Annotated in this window: 17 protein-coding genes and 1 pseudogene; 6 read left to right on the top strand and 12 right to left on the bottom strand. The window is 69.8% G+C overall.

What is annotated here, in order from left to right:
- Window positions 1-447 precede the first annotated feature (447 nt).
- The 10 genes from tyrS to argC form a co-directional block, all read right to left on the bottom strand.
- On the bottom strand, window positions 448-1,716 hold the full coding sequence (tyrS, locus tag AB0B89_RS22730; protein ID WP_358556149.1) for a tyrosine--tRNA ligase: 1,269 nt from the start codon (window positions 1,714-1,716) through the stop codon (window positions 448-450).
- 123 nt (window positions 1,717-1,839) lie between these two features.
- The gene (locus AB0B89_RS22725) at window positions 1,840-2,490 is read right to left on the bottom strand and encodes a DNA-3-methyladenine glycosylase (protein WP_358556140.1); all 651 of its coding nucleotides are present in this window, start codon (window positions 2,488-2,490) and stop codon (window positions 1,840-1,842) included.
- Window positions 2,472-3,914, bottom strand: a complete 1,443-nt coding sequence (gene argH, locus AB0B89_RS22720) for an argininosuccinate lyase (RefSeq protein WP_358556146.1) — start codon at window positions 3,912-3,914, stop codon at window positions 2,472-2,474. Before argH ends, AB0B89_RS22725 begins: the two co-directional genes overlap by 19 nt.
- 80 nt (window positions 3,915-3,994) lie before the next feature.
- Window positions 3,995-5,194 carry an argininosuccinate synthase gene (locus AB0B89_RS22715; RefSeq protein ID WP_358556137.1) on the bottom strand — a complete coding sequence of 400 codons (1,200 nt, stop codon included), beginning with the start codon at window positions 5,192-5,194 and terminating at the stop codon, window positions 3,995-3,997.
- An 84-nt stretch (window positions 5,195-5,278) separates the two neighbouring features.
- Complete coding sequence (locus AB0B89_RS22710) at window positions 5,279-5,794, bottom strand: arginine repressor (protein ID WP_358556134.1); 516 nt, start codon at window positions 5,792-5,794, stop codon at window positions 5,279-5,281.
- Entirely contained in the window at window positions 5,791-6,735 is a 945-nt protein-coding gene (gene argF, locus AB0B89_RS22705; protein WP_358556131.1) for an ornithine carbamoyltransferase, read from the bottom strand. Before argF ends, AB0B89_RS22710 begins: the two co-directional genes overlap by 4 nt.
- Entirely contained in the window at window positions 6,732-7,922 is a 1,191-nt protein-coding gene (locus AB0B89_RS22700) for an acetylornithine transaminase (RefSeq protein ID WP_358556128.1), read from the bottom strand. Before AB0B89_RS22700 ends, argF begins: the two co-directional genes overlap by 4 nt.
- Window positions 7,919-8,821, bottom strand: coding sequence for an acetylglutamate kinase (argB, locus tag AB0B89_RS22695; RefSeq protein ID WP_358556143.1), 903 nt, complete (start codon window positions 8,819-8,821; stop codon window positions 7,919-7,921). The genes AB0B89_RS22700 and argB overlap by 4 nt, the downstream gene beginning before the upstream one ends.
- Window positions 8,822-8,835: 14 nt before the next feature.
- A complete protein-coding gene (gene argJ / locus AB0B89_RS22690) occupies window positions 8,836-9,987 on the bottom strand; it encodes a bifunctional glutamate N-acetyltransferase/amino-acid acetyltransferase ArgJ (protein ID WP_358556125.1) in 1,152 nt (383 codons plus the stop codon).
- Between the two features lie 40 nt (window positions 9,988-10,027).
- Window positions 10,028-11,050 carry an N-acetyl-gamma-glutamyl-phosphate reductase gene (argC, locus tag AB0B89_RS22685; protein ID WP_358556122.1) on the bottom strand — a complete coding sequence of 341 codons (1,023 nt, stop codon included), beginning with the start codon at window positions 11,048-11,050 and terminating at the stop codon, window positions 10,028-10,030.
- A 186-nt stretch (window positions 11,051-11,236) separates the two neighbouring features.
- Here argC and AB0B89_RS22680 point away from each other — a divergent pair, with 186 nt between their 5' ends.
- The 4 genes from AB0B89_RS22680 (at window position 11,237) to AB0B89_RS22665 (ending at window position 16,102) form a co-directional block, all read left to right on the top strand.
- A complete protein-coding gene (locus tag AB0B89_RS22680; protein WP_358556119.1) occupies window positions 11,237-12,910 on the top strand; it encodes a class I adenylate-forming enzyme family protein in 1,674 nt (557 codons plus the stop codon).
- A gap of 256 nt (window positions 12,911-13,166) precedes the next feature.
- On the top strand, window positions 13,167-13,700 hold the full coding sequence (locus tag AB0B89_RS22675) for a hypothetical protein (RefSeq protein WP_358556116.1): 534 nt from the start codon (window positions 13,167-13,169) through the stop codon (window positions 13,698-13,700).
- Between the two features lie 28 nt (window positions 13,701-13,728).
- Window positions 13,729-14,745, top strand: a complete 1,017-nt coding sequence (locus AB0B89_RS22670) for a hypothetical protein (RefSeq protein ID WP_358556113.1) — start codon at window positions 13,729-13,731, stop codon at window positions 14,743-14,745.
- Between the two features lie 22 nt (window positions 14,746-14,767).
- Window positions 14,768-16,102 (top strand): Dyp-type peroxidase, encoded by a 1,335-nt coding sequence (locus tag AB0B89_RS22665; protein ID WP_358556111.1) that lies wholly within the window; start codon window positions 14,768-14,770, stop codon window positions 16,100-16,102.
- Window positions 16,103-16,367: 265 nt separating this feature from the next.
- On the opposite strand, the gene AB0B89_RS22660 is transcribed toward AB0B89_RS22665, so the two are convergent.
- Window positions 16,368-17,315 carry a superoxide dismutase gene (locus AB0B89_RS22660; protein WP_358556108.1) on the bottom strand — a complete coding sequence of 316 codons (948 nt, stop codon included), beginning with the start codon at window positions 17,313-17,315 and terminating at the stop codon, window positions 16,368-16,370.
- Window positions 17,316-17,388: 73 nt separating this feature from the next.
- Here AB0B89_RS22660 and AB0B89_RS22655 point away from each other — a divergent pair, with 73 nt between their 5' ends.
- A complete protein-coding gene (locus tag AB0B89_RS22655; protein ID WP_358556105.1) occupies window positions 17,389-17,841 on the top strand; it encodes a Uma2 family endonuclease in 453 nt (150 codons plus the stop codon).
- Window positions 17,842-18,177: 336 nt separating this feature from the next.
- The gene (locus AB0B89_RS22650; RefSeq protein ID WP_358556102.1) at window positions 18,178-21,363 is read left to right on the top strand and encodes a penicillin acylase family protein; all 3,186 of its coding nucleotides are present in this window, start codon (window positions 18,178-18,180) and stop codon (window positions 21,361-21,363) included.
- A 125-nt stretch (window positions 21,364-21,488) separates the two neighbouring features.
- Here the strand turns inward: AB0B89_RS22650 and AB0B89_RS22645 are convergent.
- A pseudogene (locus AB0B89_RS22645) lies at window positions 21,489-22,073 on the bottom strand (phenylalanine--tRNA ligase subunit beta); the annotation flags it as partial.
- Between the last annotated feature and the right edge of the window lie 85 nt (window positions 22,074-22,158).

Raw genomic sequence — 22,158 nt, 5'->3', positions numbered from 1 at the left:
ACCAGATCCAGACACTTTCTGTCAAATCATCCGATCTGGCAGAAACCGCCCCGAACTGGTACAGTTCGGCCGCCCCGTCTCCAGGGCAACCCGTCCAACTTACCCTGTTGTCCACTCGATGTCGACTCGAACTGTCAAAAAAGTTCGGCTCGATCTCGTCTGGGCAACACGTCAGATCCGGATCCTCCGTCAGAGACGGCGAATCCGAGAACATGTCTTCCGGGATGCCCGGGAGCCAGGCGCCTGTTCGGCAGCCCGTCGTTCCCTGGGGGCGAAGAGAACACTAAGCGGCGTCCGGGGCTCCGTCAAATCGTCATGGGAGCAACCACTCCAGTTCACCTCTCCGATGACAGAAAGTCTCTCCAGAGCGCCACAGGAGTGTCACCACAGACGCCTCCGGCCCCCGGTGACAGACGCGCACCGGGGGCCGGAGGGATGCCGTGAGCGTCAGCCGGCGACGACCTCTACACCGCCGACGGAGCGCTTCCCGCGCCGGAGCACCAGGAACCGCCCGTACAGCAGGTCCTCGGCGGACGGGACGTACGACTCGTCCGTGATCTTGGTGTTGTTGAGGTACGCCCCGCCCTCCTTGACGGCGCGGCGGGCCGCCGACTTGCTCTCGACGAGCCCGCTCTCGGCGAGCAGGTCGACGTACGAGGCGCCGAGCGCGGGCACCGTGGCCCTCGGCACCTCCGCCAGCGCCGCCGCGAGCGTTCTCTCCGGCAGCTCCTCCAGCGAGCCCTGGCCGAACAGCGCGCCCGACGCGGCGATCACCGCGGCGCACTCCTCGGCCCCGTGCAGCAGGGTCGTGAACTCCTCCGCCAGCGCCCGCTGCGCCTCACGAGCCGCCGGGCGCTCGGACGCGCTCTTCTCCAGCGCCTCGATCTCGTCCCTGGACCTGAAGCTGAAGATCTTCAGGAACTTCACGACGTCGCGGTCGTCGGAGTTGAGCCAGAACTGGTAGAAGGCGTACGGCGAGGTCAGCTCGGGATCGAGCCACACCGCGCCACCGGCCGTCTTGCCGAACTTCGTGCCGTCGGCCTTGGTGATCAACGGCACGGTCAGCGCGTGCACGTGGCGGCCCTCGACCCGGCGGATCAGGTCACACCCCGCCGTGATGTTGCCCCACTGGTCGCTGCCGCCGATCTGCAGCGAGCAGCCGTGCCTGCGGTAGAGCTCCAGGTAGTCGTTGGCCTGCAGGATCTGGTAGCTGAACTCGGTGTAGCTCAGCCCCTCCCCCGCCAGACGGGCCGAGACCGACTCGCGGGCCAGCATGCGGTTCACCGGGAAGTGCTTTCCGACGTCACGCAGGAAGTCGATGGCCGACAAGCCGTGGGTCCAGTCGAGGTTGCTCACCAGGATGGACCCGGAGGAGTCGGACAAGTCGACGAACTTCTCCACCTGGACGCGGATGCGCCGCACCCACTCGGCGACGACCTCGGTCGAGTTGAGCGAACGCTCCTCGCTCTTGCCGCTGGGGTCGCCGATGAGGCCGGTGGCCCCGCCGACCAGCCCGATGGCACGATGGCCCGCCCGCTGGATGCGCGTCAGCGTGAGCAGCGGGACGAGGTTCCCGACGTGCAGCGACGGTGCCGTCGGGTCGAACCCGCAATAGACCGTGATCGGACCCTCGTCCATCGCCACCCTGAGGGAGTCGATATCGGTGGACTGCGCGATCAGGCCGCGCCACGCAAGGTCATCGAGGATGTCGGTCACGATCCTGGCCTTCATGGTTGGTTCGACGGATGAATGTACGGCTTTCGCCTCGCCTTACAGCCTGCCCGATCACCGCACCACTCCGCCACCTGAAAAGCACTGCCTCGCGATCACGAGAGCGGGTCAGCTCGGACGGGTCCTGGGCACGTGCTTGCGGTAGGACGAGACGGTGGGGTCGCCGTCGATCCAGAAGCGCCACGGGGTGTCGGCGGCGGTGGAGACGCCGGTGCGCGGGCCGGAGCGGACCGACGCGGGATCCGCGGGGTCGCCTTCGAGGATCTCCAGCTCCGCGGAGCCCGAGCAGCAGTCGAGGCCGTTGTGCTCCCTGCCCACGCCGAGCGCCACGGCCAGCCGCGCGGGGCCGCGTGCCAGCTCGCGCTCGGGGATCGTACGGCCCCGGCCGGTCAGCGCCGCGGCCGTACTGGGCCGGTGGCGGCGGGTGCGGGCGACCTCCACCCCCTCGATCACCTCGCCGGCGCGCAGCAGCACCCCCGAGCCCTGGCCCTCGGGCAGGCAGACGAGGTTGGCGCAGAAGTGCATGCCGTACGTGAAGTAGACGTACAGGTGCCCCGGCGGCCCGAACATGACGGAGTTGCGCGGGGTGCGCCCTCGGTAGGTGTGGGACGCCGGGTCCTCCCCTGGCGGGCCGTACGCCTCCACCTCGGTCAGGCGCACGGCGACCGGCCCGTGCCGCAGGACGCGCCCGAGCAGGCCGGGCGCCACCTGTGGTGAGGGCCGGTCGAAGAACTCCCGGTCTAGGATCCGCTCGCCCACGCCGCCTGGCCGTCGACGATCTCCCGCAGGGCGGTCAGCTGGTCGCGGACGCGGTCGGGCGCGGTGCCACCGTACGCCTTGCGCGAGGCGAGCGCGCCCTGCACGTTCAGCACGTCGAGAGCGCCCGGCACGCCGCCCTCGTCGCCGGGGACCACGGCCCCACCGGGGCTCTCCACGAAGTGCGGAGAGATCTTGGCGAGGTCCTCCTCGGTGAGCTTCTCGAAGGTGGTGTCGTTGACCTGGCACCACACGACGAGGTGCCCGACCGCCTCGTGGGCGTCGCGGAACGGCACTCCCCTGCGCACCAGGAGCTCCGCCAGGTCGGTCGCCAGGGCGAAGCCGTCGGGCGCGGAGGACTCCAGGCGGGCGGTGTTCACGCGCATCGTGGAGACCAGGCCGGAGACGGCGGGCAGGACCAGCAGCAGGGTGTCGACCGAGTCGAACACCGGCTCCTTGTCCTCCTGCAGGTCGCGGTTGTAGGTGAGCGGCAGGCCCTTGAGCGTGGTCAGCAGCGTCATCAGGTTGCCGATGAGCCTGCCGGACTTGCCCCGGGCCAGCTCGGCGACGTCGGGGTTCTTCTTCTGCGGCATGATCGACGAGCCGGTGGAGTAGGCGTCGTCCATCTCGATCCAGTGGAACTCCTGGGAGGCCCACAGGACGATCTCCTCGCCCAGCCGCGACAGGTGGACGCCGATCAGCGAGGCGCAGAACAGGAACTCGGCGGCGAAGTCGCGGTCGGCGACGGCGTCCATGGAGTTCGGCGCCGCGGCGTCGAAGCCCAGTTCCCGAGCGACCGCCTGCGGGTCCAGGGGCAGGGACGAGCCCGCGAGCGCGCCCGCGCCAAGCGGGGACACGGCCGCGCGCCGGTCCCAGTCGCGCAACCGGTCGACGTCGCGGGCGATCGCGTGGACGTGCGCGAGGAGCTGGTGCCCGAACGACACCGGCTGGGCGTGCTGCAGGTGGGTCATGCCGGGGGCGGCGGTGGACGCGTGCTCCTCGGCCTGGCTCATCAGGGCCGTCTCCAGCTCGACGAGCCGCGACACGATGTAGCGGACGTGGTCGCGCAGGTAGAGCCGGAGGTCGGTGGCGACCTGGTCGTTGCGGCTGCGGCCGGCCCGGAGCTTGCCGCCGAGCGAGCCGAGTCGTTCCAGAAGCCCGCGCTCCAGGGCGGTGTGCACGTCCTCATCGGCCACGGTGGGCCGGAACTCACCGGCCTTGCAGGCCTGTTCGAGGTCGTCCAGGGCTCCGAGCATGCGCTCAAGCTCCGCCTCGCTCAGCAGCCCGGCGCGGTGGAGCACCCGGGCGTGCGCCCGTGACGCCAGCAGGTCGTACGGCGCGAGCCGCCAGTCGAACTGCACGCTGACCGACAGTCGTGTCAGCGCGTCCGCCGGACCGCCTTCGAACCTGCCACCCCAGAGCCGCATGGGCTTGCCACCCTCAGCCACCGTTCTCCTCTTCTCCAGTTCCAACGCTCAATCCGCGACCCTAGCCCAATTGGGCCCTGTCAGCCGAGACGACCGTCCCGGGCGGCGGCGATCTTGGAGGGGAGGCTCCAGAGCTGGACGAAGCCCTTTGCCAGCGACTGGTCGAAGGCGTCGCCCGTGTCGTAGGTCGCCAGCGAGAAGTCGTACAGGGACGCCTCGGAGCGACGCCCGGTCACGACGGCCCGTCCGGCGTGCAGGGTCATGCGGATGTCTCCGGAGACGTACTTCTGCGCGTCGGCGATGAAGGTGTCGAGCGCGTCCTTGAGCGGGGAGAACCACAGGCCGTCGTAGACCAGCTCGCCCCAGCGCTGGTCGACCGACCGCTTGAACCGGGCGAGGTCGCGCTCGACCGTGACGTTCTCCAGCTCCATGTGGGCGGTGATCAGGGCGATCGCGCCCGGAGCCTCGTACACCTCGCGGGACTTGATGCCGACGAGCCGGTCCTCGACCATGTCGAGGCGTCCGACGCCCTGGGCGCCCGCGCGCTGGTTGAGCTCGGCGATGATCTGGAACGGGGTGAGGGAACGCCCGTCCAGGGCGATCGGCACACCCGCCTCGAAGGTGATGACGACCTCGTCGGCCTCACGGGGCTGCGACGGGTCGGCGGTGTAGGAGTAGACGTCCTCGATCGGGCCGTTCCAGATGTCCTCCAGGAACCCGGTCTCGACGGCGCGGCCCCAGATGTTCTGGTCGATGGAGTACGGCGACTTCTTGGTGACGTCGATCGGCAGGCCCTTCTCCTCGGCGAAGGCGATGGCCTTGTCGCGGGTCCAGGCGTAGTCGCGGGCGGGCGCGATGACCTTCAGCGAGGGGTTCAGCGCGGCGAGGCCGGCCTCGAACCTGACCTGGTCGTTGCCCTTGCCGGTGCAGCCGTGCGACACGTGGGTGCCGTTGAACTGCTTGGCGGCCGTGGCCAGGTGCTTGACGATCAGCGGCCGGGACAGGGCGGAGACCAGCGGGTAGCGGTCCATGTAGAGGGCGTTGGCCTGGAGCGCGGGCACGCAGAAGTCGGCGGCGAACTCCTCGCGGGCGTCCACCACGACCGATTCGACGGCGCCGCAGTCGATGGCGCGCTTCCGGATGACCTCCATGTCCTCGCCGCCCTGGCCGACGTCGACGGCCACGGCGATGACCTCGGCGCCGGTCTGGTCGGCGAGGAAGGGGATGGCCACGGACGTGTCGAGGCCGCCGGAGTAGGCGAGTACCACCCTGTCAGTCATTGCTCTGCTCTCCCAGGAAAGGAATTCTTGAATGTCTTACGAGGAACGCCCGGTTCGCTCGGGTCTTGATGGAAGACGCCCGGCTCACACGGGCTGACTACGTCGATCGGTCAGCCTGAGCAGGGACTTGGCGAGGAGCGTCCCTCCCACGGGATCCCGGCTGATCACCAGGATCGTGTCGTCGCCCGCGACCGTGCCGAGGATCGACTCCCAGTCGGCGTGGTCGAGCGCGGAGGCGAGGAACTGCGCGGCCCCCGGAGGGGTGCGCACGATCACGAGGTTCGCCGAGGCCTCGGCCGAGACCAGAAGCTCCTCGGCCACCCGCCGCAGCCGGGCCGCCGGGCTCTCGCCCGCGCCCATGCGGGTCAGCGGGATGCGCGCCCCGCCCTCGCCCGGCAGCGCGTACACCAGCGAGCCGTCGTCGGCCCGCAGCTTCAGCGCGCCCAGCTCGTCGAGGTCGCGCGAGAGCGTGGCCTGGGTGACCTCGACTCCGCTCTCAGCGAGCAGCCTGGCGAGCTCGGGCTGCGACTTGACCTTGTGGCGGTTGACCAGATCGGCGATCTTCGCGAGCCTGGCGGCCTTGGTGAGCGGGATCGTCATCGCACCACCAGCCAGTGGAGCAGGGCCTTCTGGACGTGCAGGCGGTTCTCCGCCTGGTCCCAGACCACGCTGCGCGGGCCGTCGAGCACGCCGGCGGTGATCTCCAGGCCTCGGTAGGCGGGCAGGCAGTGCAGCACCGCCGCGTCGGGGGCCGCCAGGGCGAGCAGCTCGGCGTTCAGCTGGTACGGCATGAGGGCGGCGACCCGCTCGTCCTTGCCGTCCTGGCCCATCGACACCCAGGTGTCGGTGGCCAGGATGTGGGCGCCCGCGGCGGCCGCGGCCGCGTCCGACAGGACCGTGACCGAGCCGCCGGTCGAGGCGGCGATCTCGGCCGCGCGGTTGAGGATCACCGCGTCCGGCTGGTACGCCGCGGGGGCCGCGATACGGATGTGCATTCCCGCCGTCGCGCCGCCGAGAAGGTAGGAGCGGGCCATGTTGTTGGCGCCGTCGCCCAGGTAGGTGAGAGTCTGACCGCCGAGGGGGCCCCGCCGCTCCCGTACGGTCAGCAGGTCGGCGAGGACCTGGCAGGGGTGGAACTCGTCGGTCAGCGCGTTGACGACGGGCACCGAGGAGGCCGAGGCCATCGCCTCGACGCGCTCCTGGCCGAAGGTACGCCACACGATCGCGGCGACCTGCCGTTCGAGGACGCGGGCGGTGTCCTCGATCGGCTCCCCCCTGCCCATCTGGAAGCTCCCCGCGTCGATGATCAACGGCTGGCCGCCCAGCTCGGCGATGCCGACCGCGAACGAGATGCGGGTGCGGGTGGAGTGCTTGTCGAAGAGCGCCGCGACGGTCATCGGGCCCTCGAAAGGGCGGTAGCCGTACCGGTCCTTCTTCATCGCCTCGGCCAGGTCGAGCACCTCGGCCTGCTCCGCGGGGCTCAGGTCGTCGTCCCGCAGAAAGTGCCGGACGGCCACCGGGTCACCTCCGTACGTGCTCACGGGGCCACCTCCGCGAGGATCGCCGGGAGTGCCTGGAGGAAGGTCTCGATCTGCTCGGAGGTGATCACGAGCGGCGGAGCGATCCGTACGGCGCCGGGCTGCACCGCGTTGACCAGGAACCCGGCGCGCTGGGCGGCGGCCTGGACGTCGGCGGCGCGGTCGGCAGTGAGCACGATGGCCAGCCACAGTCCCCGGCCGCGCACTCCCGCCAGCAGCGGGTGGCCTACCGCGGCGATGCCGTCGCGGAGCCGCTGCCCGGCCGTGCGCACATGGGCGAGCAGGCCGTCCTGGTCGATGGTGTCGAGCACGGCGAGCGCCGCCGCCGCGGACACGGGGTTGCCGCCGAAGGTGGAGCCGTGGTCGCCCTTGGCGAAGAGCGTGCCGGCGTCGCCCAAGCCGAGGCAGGCGCCGATCGGCATGCCGCCGCCGAGCCCCTTGGCCAGCGTCAGCACGTCGGGGACGATGCCGTCGTGCTGGTGGGCGAACCAGTGCCCGGTGCGGCCGATCGCCGACTGGATCTCGTCGAGCACCAGCAGCGCCCCTGTCGCGTCGCAGATCTCGCGCGCGGCGGTGAAGTAGCCGGCCGGCGGCGGCACGACGCCCGCCTCGCCCTGCGTGGGCTCCAGGAACACCGCCGCGCAGTCCTGCGTGACGGCCTGCTTGAGCGCGTCGGCGTCGCCGTACGGGACGAAGCGCACGTCGATCGGGAACGGCCCGAACTGGTCGCGGATGGACGCCTTGCCGGTCAGCGAGAGGGCCCCGAGCGTACGGCCGTGGAAGCCGTTGTCGGCGGCGACGAAGTACTTCCTGCCGGTGGACCTGCCGTACTTGATGGCGAGCTTGAGCGCGCACTCGTTCGCCTCGGTGCCGGAGTTGGCGAGGAAGACGCGGGCAGGGGCCTTCAGCAGGCCGAGCAGGCGCTCGGCGAGCAGCACCTCGGGCTCGTTCACGAACAGGTTGGAGGTGTGCGCGATGGTCGCCACCTGCCGGGACACGGCCTCCACCAGCGTGGGGTGCGCGTGGCCGAGCGAGCTGACCGCGATGCCCGCGATCAGGTCGAGGTAGCGCGTGCCGTCCGCGTCCCAGACGTAGGAACCCTCGCCGCGGACGGGCACCACGGGCGGAACCCCGTAGTTCGGCATGAACGCGGCCTCGAAGCGCTTCTGGAGCGAACTCGCGCCGGTCATGAGCGCACCTCGGGCAACACCATGGTTCCGATCCCCTCGTCTGTGAAGATTTCGAGCAGCACCGAATGCGGCACCCTGCCGTCGAGCACATGCGCCTGCGGCACGCCGCCCGTGACGGCGGTCAGGCATGCCTCCATCTTGGGCACCATGCCGCTGGACAGACCGGGCAGCAGCTTGGCCAGCTCGCCGGCCGTCACCTGGGTGATCACCTCGGAGGCGGAGCCGTCGCCGGAGGCCGGCCAGTCGGCGTACAGGCCCTCGACGTCGGTGAGCACGACGAGCTTCCCGGCGTTCAGCGCGACCGCGAGCGCCGCGGCGGCGGTGTCGGCGTTGACGTTGTAGATCTCGCCGTCCTCGCCGCGCGCGATCGAGGACACCACCGGGATGCGCCCGTCGCCGAGTAGCGCCTGGACGGCTCCCGCCTCGACCCGGACGATCTCGCCGACCTGGCCGATGTCGACCTTCTCGCCGTCCACCTGGGCGTGCTTGCGCTCGGCGGTGAACAGGTGGGCGTCCTCGCCGGACATGCCGATGGCGAACGGGCCGTGGCGGTTGATCAGGCCGACGACGTCGCGGTTGACCTGGCCGACGAGCACCATGCGCACGATCTGCATGGCCTCGGGCGTGGTCACCCGGAGCCCGGCGGTGAAGCTGCTCTCGATGCCGAGCCTGTCGAGATGGGCGTTGATCTGGGGACCGCCGCCGTGCACGACGACGGGCTTGAGGCCGGCGTGCAGCAGGAACACCATGTCGTCGGCGAAGCTCTCGCGCAGGCCCTGGTCGGTCATGGCGTGCCCGCCGTACTTCACGACGACGGTCTGTCCCCGGAAGCGCTTAAGCCAGGGCAGGGCCTCGATGAGGACGGCCGCCTTGGCCTGCGCCTGGGGTCCCGCGCCCATGTCGATGACTCCGCTCATGTCGAGTAGGCCGAGTTCTCGTGGACGTAGTCGGCGGTGAGGTCGGTGGTGTGGACGGTCGCGGAGTGCGGGCCCGCCGAGAGGTCGATGGTGATCGTCACGTCGCGGGGGCGCAGGTCGACCTTGGCGCGGTCGTCCCCGGCCGCGCCGCCCCGGCAGATCCAGATGCCGTTGATCGCGACGTTGAGCCGGTCGGGCTCGAAGACCGCGTCGGTCGTGCCGACGGCCGACAGGACGCGGCCCCAGTTGGGATCCTCGCCGTGGATGGCGCACTTGAGCAGGTTCGACCGGGACACCGCCCGGCCGACGGCCACGGCGTCGTCCTCGTGGGCGGCCCCCACGACCTCGATCGCGATGGCCTTGGAGGCGCCCTCGGCGTCGACCAGGAGCTGCCTGGACAGATCGGCGCAGACCTCGGTGACCTTCTTCTCGAACTCCGCCGGGTCGGGGGTCACCCCGGAGGCGCCGCTGGCGAGCAGCAGCACGGTGTCGTTGGTGGACATGCAGCCATCGGTGTCGAGCCGGTCGAAGGTGACGCCGACGGCCCTGCGCAGCACCCGGTCGAGCTCCTCGGCCGGCACGTCGGCGTCGGTGGTGATCACGCTGAGCATGGTGGCCATGCCGGGGGCGAGCATGCCCGCGCCCTTGGCCATGCCGCCCACCATGTAGCCCTCTCCCCTGCGGAACGAGATCTTGGTGACCGTGTCGGTCGTGCGGATCGCGTCGGCGGCGGCGAGGCCGCCGTCCCTGGACAGCTGGGCGGCCGCGGTCTCGACGCCGGGGAGCAGCAGGTCCATCGGCAGCCGCTCGCCGATCAGCCCGGTGGAGCAGACCGCCACCTCGCCCGCCGAGTCGCCGATGAGCTCGGCGACCTTCTCGGCGGTGGCGTGGGTGTCCTGGAAGCCAGCGGGACCGGTGCAGGCGTTCGCGCCGCCGGAGTTGAGGACGACCGCCCTCACCCTGCCGCCGGCGAGCACCTGCTGGGACCAGAGCACCGGGGCGGCCTTCACGCGGTTGCGGGTGAAGACCCCGGCGGCGGCCCGCGAGGGGCCGTCGTTGACGACGATCGCGACGTCACGGGTGTCGCGTGACTTCAGGCCCGCGGCGACACCGGCCGCGCGGAAACCGAGGGGTGCGGTGACGCTCACGCGTGCCCTCCTTGGACCGTTGTCTTGTGGCTGAGCTCGCTCACGGGGCGACTCCATTGAGGGGAAGGCCGAGTTCTTCTGCCAGGCCGAGGGCGAGGTTGGCGCTCTGGACGGCCCCGCCCGCAGTGCCCTTGGTCAGGTTGTCGATGGCGACGACGGCGACGACGCGCCCGGACCGCTCGTCGAGGGTCACCTGGAGCGCGGCGGTGTTGGCGCCGAGGGTCATGGCCGTCGCGGGCCAGGTGCCCTCGGGAAGCAGCCGCAGGAACGGCTCGTCCTTGACCGCCGCCTCGTACGCCTCGCGCAGCGCGGTCGCGGTGAGGCCGGGAACGGCGGGAGCGGTGCAGGTGGCGAGGATGCCCCGGCTCATCGGGGCCAGCATCGGGGTGAAGGACACCTTCACCGGCCCGCCCGCGACCTTGGAGAGGTTCTGCGCGATCTCGGGGGTGTGGCGGTGCGAGCCGCCGACGCTGTAGGCGCTGACCGAGCCCATCACCTCGCTGCCGAGGAGATGGGGCTTGGGCGCCCTGCCCGCGCCGGAGGTGCCGCTGGCCGCGACCACGACGACGTCGGGTTCGGCGAGGCCCGCGGCGAACGCGGGGAACAGGGCGAGGGTGGCCGACGTCGGGTAGCAGCCCGGCACCGCGATGCGCTTGGCGGCGCGGAGGAGGTCGCGCTGGCCGGGCAGCTCGGGCAGGCCGTACGGCCAGGTGCCGGCGTGGGCGCCGCCGTAGAAGCGGGCCCACTCGGCGGCGTCCTCCAGCCGGAAGTCGGCGCCGCAGTCGACCACGAGCGTGTCGTCGCCGAGCCGCTCGGCGACGGCGGCCGACTGGCCGTGCGGGAGTGCCAGGAAGACGACGTCGTGGCCCGCGAGGGTCTCGGCCGTCGTCTCCTCGATGAGCCTGCCGGCCAGGGCGGGAAGGTGCGGCTGGTGCGCGGCGAGCGTGCCGCCCGCGCTCGAACCCGCCGTCAGCGCGCCGATCTCGATGGCGGGGTGGGCCAGAAGAAGGCGCAGCAACTCGCCCCCGGCGTACCCGCTGGCTCCGGCGACCGCCGCCTTCATCGACCCACCTCACATGACCATGCACTCGCCCTCATGACTTCTTAGAGAGAAAGTATGCATGCCTAAGCATCGTCATGCAAGTGAGCGCTATCGGCGCGGCCGTCTGGAACAACCCTCTGTTGTCCGTACCTACCGGTCGGTATCGTCCTTGGCAACGGCACCTACTCACCCGGGGAGTCACCGCGCATGACTGTCACGCACGACCAGGTCCAAGCACAGCTCACCGGACCGGGCCAGCTCTTCGAGATGGACGAGGTCGAGATCCGCGGGACCAAGCTGCGGACCTGGAAACACGCCCCGACGACCTTCCGGGCCCTTCTGGAGAACAGCCGCTTCCACGGCGACAAGGTCTTCCTCGTCTACGAAGACGAGCGGATCACCTACGAGGAGCACTACCGGCGGGCGGCGACGCTGGCCAGGCGGCTCGTCGAGGACTACGGCGTGAGCAAGGGCGACCGGGTCGCCATCGCCATGCGCAACTATCCGGAGTGGGTCGTCGCGTTCTCGGCGACCCTCGCGACCGGGGCGATAGCCGTACCGCTGAACGCGTGGTGGACCACCCCCGAGCTGGAGTACGGGCTGTCGGACTCGGGCGCCAAGGTAGCCGTCGTCGACGGCGAGCGGGCCGAGCGGCTGCGGGACACCGCCGTCCCCCTGATCGTCACCCGCTCCGCCGGTGAGCTGCCCCCTGGGGCCAGGGAGTTCGCCGACGTCCTCGGTGAGGTACGGGCCGACGTGGCGCTCCCGGCGGTGGAGCCGGACGCCGAGGACCCCGCGACGATCTTCTACACGTCCGGGACCACGGGCCACCCCAAGGGCGCGCTCGGCAGCCACCGTAACCTCGGCCAGTCGCCGATGACCGTCGCCTACGCCCTGCTGCGCAGCATCGCCATGGCGGGCAAGGATCCGGCCTCGGCGGCGAGCACGCGGCGGATCACCCTGCTGACGGTGCCGCTGTTCCACGTCACCGGCTGCTTCGCGGTGATGACGGCGACCATGTTCGCCGGCGGCGGCCTGGTGCTGATGTACAAGTGGGATCCGGGGCTGGCACTTCAGCTCATCGAGCGTGAGCGGGTGACGATCCTCACCGGCGTTCCCACCAACGCCTGGCAGCTGCTGTCGCATCCGGACTTCGGCAAGTACGACATCTCCAGCCTCGGCGGGGTGAGCTACGGCGGCGCTCCGGCCCCGCCCAAGCTGCTGGAGCGCATCAACGACCAGCTGCCTAAGCGGCAGGCGTCCAACGGGTACGGGATGACGGAGACCACCGCGCTCGCGATCTACAACAGCGGGCCGACGTACCTGGCCAAGCCCGACAGCATCGGCCTGCCCCTGGCGGTCTGCGACGTGCGGATCTCCGACCCCCTCGGTAACGAGCTGCCTTCGGGCGAGGTCGGCGAGCTGTGCATGCGCGGCCCCAACGTGATCATGGGCTACTGGAACCGCCCGGACGCGACCGCGCAGACGTTCGTGGACGGATGGCTGCACACCGGCGACCTGGCGCGGGTGGACGAGGAGGGCTTCGTCTACATCGTCGACCGGGCCAAGGACATGGTCATCCGGGGTGGCGAGAACGTCTACTGCGCCGAGGTCGAGGCGGCCCTGTTCGAGCATCCGGCCATCGACGACGCGGCCGTGATCGGGATCCCGGACGACGAGCTGGGCGAGCAGGTCGGCGCGGTCGTCCGGCTCAAGCCCGGCGTGCCCGCCACCGCGGAGGAGTTGCGATCGTTCCTGAGCGGGGTGCTGGCCCCGTTCAAGATCCCGGTCCGCTTCTGGTTCCGCGACGCCGAACTCCCCCGCAACCCCGGAGGCAAGATCCTCAAAACCCACCTCCGCAAGGAGACCCTCGGCCTCTGAGGCCCTGCGATCACGAGGTACAAGGCGGGGCGCCATCACCCGCGCCCCGCCGACGGTCAGCGAAGCCTGCTGCCGCGCCTCCGTATGGACGTGAGCCCGCTGCGATCCGGTGACTTCCGCCTGCTGATCGGGCCCAGCGTGATCACGATGTTCGGCAGGCCGGCCCCAGCCCACCGAGCGGCCAGGGCCGACGTGATTACATTGCAGGTAGGTAGCGATGGTGCGTTCCCCCTGGCCATGTGAGGGAGGGACAGACATGGAGATCACACCCCAGGCGGTCGTCATTCCCAAGGAGACCGACCATCTGGAACAGGGGAAATACGGCCCCATCTTCCCCAAGACCCCGGCGTGCTACGGGTTCACCATCATCGCGACGGTCAAGCCCGGCCGCGCCGAGGCGATCCGCAACCACGGCTACACGCTGGCCAAGGCGCTGGAAGCAGACCCGTATCTGCTTGCGCCGCTCAAGCTGCACTATCTGCGCTGGGTGCTGTTCGACGACGACACGCGGTTCATGTACCAGGGGATCTTCGACACCGACTTCGACAAGTACACCGAAGACGCCATCGACCTCTTCAGCAGGTCAGGGGTGAGTACGGCTTTCGAGAACCTTGAGGGGTTTCCCGAGGACTGGAAGACCAACCCCGAGGCGTTCGTACGGTTCGTTCGTGCGCATCACTGCCCGAGCTTCATCGAGTACGGGGAGTATCCGTACGTCACTGCCGACGAGATCAAGAAGGCTCTGCGAATCAAGAGCGCTCTGTCGGAGATGCTCGACCAACTGCAGTGACATCCGCCCGCGTTATCAGGGAGGAAAGATGAACGAGTTCAGGACCGCGCGAACGTACAACCAGCAGCATGTGCCGCGCCAGTACACCCCTGGTCGGCGGCGGTTGAGCATCTATGTCGCGTGGAGCTATCCGGCCGAGGCGGGCAGGAACCCGGCGGAGCTCGACAACCGGTTCTCCACGATGACCGAGGTGCGCCGCGCGGCGTGGCCGGCCTACGAGGACCCGAAGTGGTCGGATCCGCTGCGGTTCCAGCAGGGCATCGCGGGCGGGCTGGAGCTGTTCTTCCGGGGCTGGCTGCCGTTCCAGCAGTTCGTCGAGGAGGCCACCGGACACGCCGTGCCCGTCTATCAACGCGTCGATCAGGCCGGCTTCCCTACCCCGCTGGACGAGCGGGTGCTGGCCGACACCGACACCCTGTTCGTGTGGGGGCTGGATCACATGATCACCGGGCAGGAGGCCGCACCGGAGGAGATCGAGGCGCTGCGGGAATTCCTCACCCGGGAGGGGGCTTGCCTGGCCTTGGGGCCGCATCACGACGTCGGGGCATCGGACGACCTGGCCGTGCGCGACATGGAGTACCGCCATCACGGTGACCCCCTGGTGCCCCGCCGGCAACGCTTCGGCGGGTACACCAGATCGTTGATGGCAGGTCTTGGAGTGCCCGTGGAAAACCGCTATGGGCTACGTCCTGCGGTGAAGCAACCGAACCAGAACGCCCCACTGTCCATCACCAGGGATCTCGACACCAAAGGCTGGCTGGAAGGAGTGACCAGCTTCAACTTTCACAAGCACCTCCCGCACTACGCCCTCACCACCGACGACCCGGACATCGTCCACGTGCTTGGCCGGCAGCCCATCGACACATCAAGACCGCACCCGTTCACCGAGGCGGGCAACACCGAATTCAACATGTTCCTATGGATGCCGCCCAGCGGCGACCGGGCCGGTGATGTGATCATGGCCGACAGCACGATCTTCAGCACGTTGTTCGGCGCCGACGAGAGCCTGCGCGCCTTCTGGGGAAACCTCGCCTCGGCGAAGTAGCGCCACAGGAGGGCGAGGTTTCATGAGCGAGCAAACGCAGGTCGCTCTCGAACTCCACGACATCCAGCGCGGTGTGCTCAGCCCCCGTCCGACGCCGTACGCGGCGACGTACATCCTGTTCCGCATCGACGACCGGGCGCACGGGAAGGAACTGATGCGCCGCGTGAGCGCAGTGGTGACCTCGGCCGCCGACTCGGCGAGCCCTCTGGGCGAGACCTGGGTGAGCGTCGCGGTCACCTGTCACGGCCTCAGAGCACTCGGCGTGCCACAGGATTCCCTCGACACCTTCGCCTGGGAGTTCCGGCAGGGGATGGCAGCACGGGCCAATGCGCTGGGCGACATCGACGAAAGCAGCCCCGAGAACTGGGAACCACCGCTCGGCACGCCCGATGTTCACGTTGTGCTCGTGGCGCTCGCCCCCGACAGCACACAACTGGAGGCTGCCATCGACCGCGCCCGCCCTGCCTTCGACACCCTTCCCGGCGTGACGGCGATCTGGCGGCAGAACTGCCACGCGCTACCCACCGAGACAGAACCCTTCGGTTACCGCGACGGCATCAGCAACCCCGCCGTCGAGGGCAGCGGCATTCCCGGCACGAACCAGCTAGAGGCGCCCCTCAAGGCCGGCGAATTCGTGTTCGGCTACCGCGACGAGCTCGGCGGGATCCAGACACCACAGCCCCAGGTGCTGGGGCGCAACGGCACCTACATGGCCTTCCGCAAGCTCAACCAACGTGTCGCCCTGTTCCGGCGCTACCTGAAGGACAACTCCACCAGCCCCGAAGACGAAGAACTGCTCGCAGCCAAGATCATGGGACGCTGGCGCAGCGGCGCACCCCTGGCGCTCAGCCCGCTGCACGACGACCCCGGCCTCGGCGCCGACCCAAGCGGCAACAACACCTTCCTGTACCAGCAGGACGATCCGGCCGGCTTCACCACTCCGGGCGGCTGCCACATCCGCCGAGGCAATCCCCGCGACGCGTCGGTGGCCGGTGCGCCGAGGCTGCACCGCATGATCAGACGCGGCACCGCGTACGGCCCGGCGCTGCCCGAGGGCGTCCTGGAAGACGACGGAGCCGACCGCGGACTGATGTTCGCGTTCATCGGAGCGCACCCGGGGCGGCAGTTCGAGTTCGTCCAGTCCGAATGGATGAACAGCGGCATCTTCTTCGGCGCGGGCAACGAGACCGATCCCGTCATCGGCTCCAGCCACGGCGCCCGCGACTTCACGATTCCCCGGCGGCCCGTACGGCGGCGCCTGCACGCCCTGCCCCAGTTCGTCGTCACTCGCGGCGGCGAATACTGCTTCATGCCCGGACTGAGCGCTCTGCGCTGGCTCGGGGATCTCCAAGACTGAAGCACGGCCACGCTGCCGCCCTGGCACGACGACGATCCACAGCCCGAGTTGGAGCAGGGCTCCCACCCGGTTTTCGAGCCACGACGGGCCGTACGCGTAGAGCAGGCTCGACCCGAACATCAGCCCGATCCCGGCGAGAGGCGCCACCACTGCCGCCGGCAGGCCCACACCCCACTCGCCCCGCCTCACAGATGCCACCCTTCCCTGCCATTCAGCATGGACGACTTATGCGAGGAACGACGGGATGGACCGGGCGGGCACCGGATCAGTGACGTTTGATGGCCACCACGTTGTACGGGGTCGTCGGGGTGGGGGTGGTGGTGAAGCGGGCGTTGGGGAGGTAGAGGCGGTCGCGGAAGGCGGCGATGGTGGTCGGGACGTCGAAGCGGCCGTCCATGAGCTTGCGGATCACCTTCCCTGACGTGGCGCCGCGGTCCAGTTGTACGGAGGTCACGGTGTTCAGCCGGTTCTGAACGACGTGGAGGACGCGGCCCTCCAGCAGCAGGCCGTCGCCGTTGGCCAGGGACTCGGTGCCGAGGTCCACCAGGGTGGCGACTCCGGTCGAGGGGTTGACGCGGAAGAGCCTGCCGGTGTTCGACTGGACGACCAGCAGGGCCTTGTGGTCGGGGGTCTGGGCGATGCCGTTGGCGTTGTTGCCGGTCGTGTACACGATGTCCCCGCTCAGTGGCACGTTCACCGCCTCGTCCGGCAGTGCTCCCCCGCGCCCGAACGGCAGTTTGTACAGCACGGGGTTGGCCGAGTCGGTGAAGTAGGCCGCGTCACGGGTGAGCACGACGTCGTTGACGAACGCGGCGCCGGTGGTCAGCCGGTAGCTCGCGAGTACCTCGCCGCTCCGGGTGTCGATCACACGGGCGTCACCGCCGGTGCCGCCGGCGACGAACAGCCTGCCGCGCGCGTCGACCTTGAGGCCGAGCGACGGGGTGCCCGGTCCTGGGCTGATGATCCGGCCCTCGCCCGTGCGCAGGTCGGCCCGGTAGATCGCGCCGGTCGCGCGCGAGCCGAAGTACGCGGCCGGGCCCGGGCCGATGGCGATCCCTTCCGGCTGGAAACCGTCCGGAAGGGAGAACTCGGTGGGATAGGCCGGCCTGCCCACGGACGCAGCGGCCGTGGACGCATCGGCCCTGGACGTGGCCTCGGTCGGCCCTCCCACGAGCACGGCCAAGAACCCCGCCAGGAAGACTGCCACCTTCATTGGAGAACATCCCATCTGTCGCAGGTACAGCGATCTACCGAAATGCCCGCCCGAGCAACGCATCTAACATCGAGTGAGCCCCGGGCCTACGCCCCTGCGCCACCGAACGCTGCTGGAGAGCGGCTTGCGCCGCACGGTTCCAGCCGATCTGCGCGTGCGTCGCGAGATGAGCGTGGTCCTGGGCCCACGGCAACGACCAGAGCCCGACGTGATCGTCTTTCACGCCAGAGCCGTCCGAGGCCCAGACACCACCGCCTACAAAGCCGAAGATCTGGTGCTGGCGATCGAGGTGGTGTCCCCCGAATCAGAAGAGCGTGACCGTAAGCGCAAGCCGTCGCTTTACGCCGAGGCCGGCATCCCTCACTTCTGGCTGGTCGAAAGCTCCGAAGGACGTCCCACGGTGAACGCCTACGAACTGGACCCGACCACGCACAGCTACATCCTGTCCGGCAGCCACCAGGGCCGAGTACGGCTCACGGCCCCCTTCGACATCGACATCGACCTGATGGAGATCGACAGGCTTTGATCCCTTCTTCGAACCGAAGGACGGAGATCGCTTGATCGGCGACCGAAGGGTCGATCACGGGCGCGGACGCATCCTTGTGCGGCGTGCTCGTCCCCCTGGGACACAGTCCGAGCGCGCGTCGCGGAGCGGCGTGAATCGCGAGGACCACTGCCATGAGGCGGACACGCGATAGGAAGACGGGCGTTGCACGTCAGGGCGAGTTTCCGTGACTCGGGGTTGTGACCGCGAGTCATTTCCGGAGCGTGTGATTATCACATGGGCCATTGATCCGGTGTTGGTGCGAGCGTATGGTCCTCCCAACATCCGAGTACGCCTCATGTTTTGGGGGTCCTCTCCATGCACGCACGTCTCCGGCGGACGATCACCGCGGCCTCCGCGCTGGTGATCCTCTCGCTGGCATCCCCCGTCGTGCCCGTATCGGCCGCCACTTACACCGCCGACGACTACTGCCTCGGCGAGTGCGCGGACGTGTTGCCGCCGGGCCAGAACGGGAACGCGACCCTGGTCGAGATCCTGGCCAACCAGTCGCTGGGCACGATGCCACGGCACAGCAACGACCAGCTCGGCAAGTACGCCAACCTCATCGCCGGCTACACCGGGCTGACCGACGACCAGATCACCACGTTCTTCAACGACAGCTCGTTCGGCGTGCCCGCCGGGCAGGTGGAGAGCACGACGAGCCCCCGCTCGGACGTCACGATCGTCCGTGACAAGGCGACCGGCGTGCCGCACGTCACCGGGACCACCCGGGAAGGCACGATGTTCGGCGCCGGGTACGCGGGCGCGCAGGACCGCCTGTGGCTCATGGACCTGATGCGGCACGTCGGCCGTGGTGAGCTGACCCCGTTCGCCGGGGGCGCCCCCGGCAACCGCGCGCTCGAACAGAGCGTCTGGCGCAACTCCCCCTACACCGAGGCGGACCTCCAGGCCCAGATCAACAGGCTCAGGGACTCCGGCACCCGGGGCTCCCAGCTCTACGCCGACGTGCAGAACTACGTGAGCGGCATCAACGCCTACATCGACTACTGCATGGCGAACCGGAACTGCCCCGGCGAGTACGTCCTCACCGGCCACCTCGACGCGATCACCAACGCGGGCGGGCCGGTGGACTTCACCATGACCGACCTGATCGCGGTGTCCGGCGTGATAGGCGGGCTGTTCGGCGGAGGCGGCGGCGCGGAGATGCAGTCCGCGCTCGTGCGGGTCGCGGCCAGGGCCAAGTACGGCACGACGGTCGGCGACCAGGCCTGGACGGCCTTCCGGTCGCAGAACGACCCCGAGGCCACGCTGACCCTGCACAACGGCCAGAGCTTCCCCTCGGGGAACGCGCCAGGCGGCGCCACCGGGGTCGTCCTGCCCGACGCGACGACGTCACCCGTGGACATCACCGAAAACGAGTCGGGGTCGGCCACCACCTCCACCTCGTCCGCGAAGGGCGTCCTGGACGGGCTGCTCGTCGACAACTCCAAGCCCAGCATGTCCAACGCCGTGGTGGTGTCGGCCGCCGAGTCGAAGTCCGGTCATCCGGTGGCGGTCTTCGGGCCCCAGACCGGCTACTTCGCCCCGCAACTGCTCATGCTGGAGGAACTCTCCGGGCCCGGCATCCGGGCACGCGGCGCGGCGTTCGCCGGGCTCAACCTGTACGTGCTGCTCGGCCGGGGCACGGACTACGCCTGGAGCGCCACCTCGTCGGGCCAGGACATCACCGACACCTACGCGCTGCAGCTCTGCGACCCCGGCGGCGGCACGGTGACCCCGGCGTCGAACTACTACCTGTACCACGGCACCTGCACGGCGATGGAGACGCTGAAGAAGACCAACTCGTGGAAGCCCACCGTCGCCGACTCCACCACCGCAGGCTCGTACGACCTGGTGATGAAGCGGACCAAGTACGGCCTGGTGACCTGGCGCGGCACGGTCAACGGGCAGCCCACGGCCTTCGCCGCGCTGCGCTCGACGTACCAGCACGAGGCCGACTCGGCGATCGGGTTCCAGATGTTCAACGACCCGGCCCAGATGGGCGACGCCGCGGCGTTCAGGAACTCCGCCTCCACCATCGGCTTCGCGTTCAACTGGTTCTACGTGAACTCCTCCGACGCGGCGTACTTCATGTCGGGCAACAGCCCGGTCAGGTCCGCGGTCTCCGACCCGAACCTCCCGATGACGGCCGACGCGGCCCACGAATGGGCGGCGTACGACCCGGCCACCAACTCCGCGACCTACACGGCCCCCGCGACCCACCCGCAGACGAGCAACCAGGACTACCTGGTCAGCTGGAACAACAAGCAGGCCAAGGACTACGGCGCGGCGGACGGCAACTTCAGCTTCGGGCCGGTCCACCGGGTCGACCTGCTGGACGCCCCGGTCAAGGCGGCGGTGGCGGGATCGGGCAAGCTCGACCGGGCGGGCACCGTGAAGATCATGGCAGAGGCCGCGACCACGGACCTGCGCGGCAAGGAAGTGCTGCCCCACCTGCTCCGGGTGGTCAACAGCGCGACCGTGACCGACCCGGCGCTCGCCTCGGCGGTGTCCAAACTGTCGGCATGGGCCTCGGGCGGCGCCAGGCGGCTGGAGACCTCGCCGGGCAGCAGGACCTACTCGGACGCCGACGCCATCCGCGCGTTCGACGCGTGGTGGCCGAAGCTCGTCCAGGCGGAGTTCAAGCCCGGCCTCGGTGACGGCCTGTACCAGTCGCTGGTCAACGCCCTGCAGATCAACGAGTCGCCGTCGGGCCACCAGCAGGGAGACCTCTCCAGCCTTCCCGGCTCGGCGAACGAGGCCCAGGCGCACAAGGGCTCGGCGTTCCAGTACGGCTGGTGGGGTTACGTGAGCAAGGACATCCGCTCGGTGCTGGGCGACCAGGTCGCCGGGCCTCTGGCGCAGAAGTACTGCGGAGACGGCACCGTGGCCGGTTGCCGGACGGTGCTGCTGAACAGCCTGTCGGCGGCGCTCGCCGAACCCGCGACGACCACCTACCCGGCCGACGACGTGTGCTCGGCGGGCGACCAGTGGTGCGCGGACGCCATCGAGCACTCGCCGCTCGGCGGGGTCAAGCAGTCGCTGATCTCCTGGCAGAACCGGCCGACCTACCAGCAGGTCGTGTCCTTCCCCGCCCACCGGGGCGACCCGATCACCAACCTCGCGACCGGAGGGTCCGCGAGCGCGTCCAGCATGCAGATCCTCCCGCCCTACCCGGCGAGCAGGGCGATCGACGGCGACCCGACGACCCGCTGGGCGAGCGCGTCCAGCGACAACCAGTACCTCCAGGTCGATCTCGGGTCGGCCAAGACCGTGGCCCGGACGGTGCTGCGCTGGGAGGCCGCCTACGGCGCGGCGTACTCGATCCAGACCTCTGCCAACGGATCGGCCTGGACCACGGTGTACTCCACCACCACCGGGAACGGCGGCGTGGACAACGTCACCTTCAGCCCCACGACGGCCCGCTATGTCCGCATGCAGGGCGTGACACGCGGCACCTCGTACGGCTACTCCCTGTACGAGATGGAGGTGTACTCCAAGTAGCGGGCTGAAAGGAGAATGGCGGTGGAGTGATCCACCGCCATTCGGCCACCCCTCACTGGAGTGATCAACCACCGTCGGGCCCGTCCCCGCCGGCGCCGGGCGGAATCCGGCGCCGTCGGGGAATGTCAGGCGCTGCGGAGGTGGGCGCCTGTGCGCTCGGCGGCCAGGGCCACGGCCGCGTCGCGGGCCGCGGTGGTCTCCTCCACGATCAGTGTGCGGTCGGGGGCGCGGAAGCGCAGGCTGTACGCCAGGGACTTCTTGCCCTCCTCCACCTGAGATCCGGTGTAGACGTCGAACAGCCGGATCGACTCCAGCAGCGTGCCCGCCCCTTCGCGCAGGGCCGCCTCGACCTCGGCGACCGGAACCCCGGCAGGGACCACGAGCGCGACGTCCTGCGTGGCGACGGGGTACGACGAGACCGGCTCGGCCTGCGCCGGACCGGGCAGGACCGCCGCGAGGACGCTGAGCTCCAGCTCCATCGCACAGGTGCGGGGCGGCAGGCCGTACGCCTCGATGACGCGCGGGTGCAGCTCGCCGGCGTGGCCGAGCAGCTTCTCCCCCACGTGCAGGGCGGCGCACCGGCCCGGGTGCCACGGCTCGTGCCGGTCGGCGCTGACGGTGATCTCGGCGCCGGCCTCCCGTGCGACCACACGTGCCGCCTCGACGGCGTCCGCCCAGCTCGCCGGGCGACCGGCACCCACCAGCCCGGACTACTTCGCCGACGAGCGGTTTCGCCACCGCACCCACATCGACGTCGCCGTCAAGGAGGAGGCGCTGGTCGCCATCCTCGGGCCC

This window comes from Sphaerisporangium sp. NPDC049002, from assembly GCF_040649355.1.
GTDB lineage: Bacteria > Actinomycetota > Actinomycetes > Streptosporangiales > Streptosporangiaceae > Sphaerisporangium.
This window is presented reverse-complemented; position numbering and strand designations above follow the sequence as displayed.

Coding starts and splice junctions, on each gene's coding strand:
- argH (WP_358556146.1), bottom strand. CDS start 3,914: ATGCGGCTCTGGGGTGGCAGGTTCGAAGGCGGTCCGGCGGACGCGCTG.
- AB0B89_RS22715 (WP_358556137.1), bottom strand. CDS start 5,194: ATGACTGACAGGGTGGTACTCGCCTACTCCGGCGGCCTCGACACGTCC.
- AB0B89_RS22710 (WP_358556134.1), bottom strand. CDS start 5,794: ATGACGATCCCGCTCACCAAGGCCGCCAGGCTCGCGAAGATCGCCGAT.
- AB0B89_RS22700 (WP_358556128.1), bottom strand. CDS start 7,922: ATGACCGGCGCGAGTTCGCTCCAGAAGCGCTTCGAGGCCGCGTTCATG.
- argB (WP_358556143.1), bottom strand. CDS start 8,821: ATGGGCGCGGGACCCCAGGCGCAGGCCAAGGCGGCCGTCCTCATCGAG.
- argC (WP_358556122.1), bottom strand. CDS start 11,050: ATGAAGGCGGCGGTCGCCGGAGCCAGCGGGTACGCCGGGGGCGAGTTG.
- AB0B89_RS22680 (WP_358556119.1), top strand. CDS start 11,237: ATGACTGTCACGCACGACCAGGTCCAAGCACAGCTCACCGGACCGGGC.
- AB0B89_RS22675 (WP_358556116.1), top strand. CDS start 13,167: ATGGAGATCACACCCCAGGCGGTCGTCATTCCCAAGGAGACCGACCAT.
- AB0B89_RS22670 (WP_358556113.1), top strand. CDS start 13,729: ATGAACGAGTTCAGGACCGCGCGAACGTACAACCAGCAGCATGTGCCG.
- AB0B89_RS22665 (WP_358556111.1), top strand. CDS start 14,768: ATGAGCGAGCAAACGCAGGTCGCTCTCGAACTCCACGACATCCAGCGC.
- AB0B89_RS22660 (WP_358556108.1), bottom strand. CDS start 17,315: ATGAAGGTGGCAGTCTTCCTGGCGGGGTTCTTGGCCGTGCTCGTGGGA.
- AB0B89_RS22650 (WP_358556102.1), top strand. CDS start 18,178: ATGCACGCACGTCTCCGGCGGACGATCACCGCGGCCTCCGCGCTGGTG.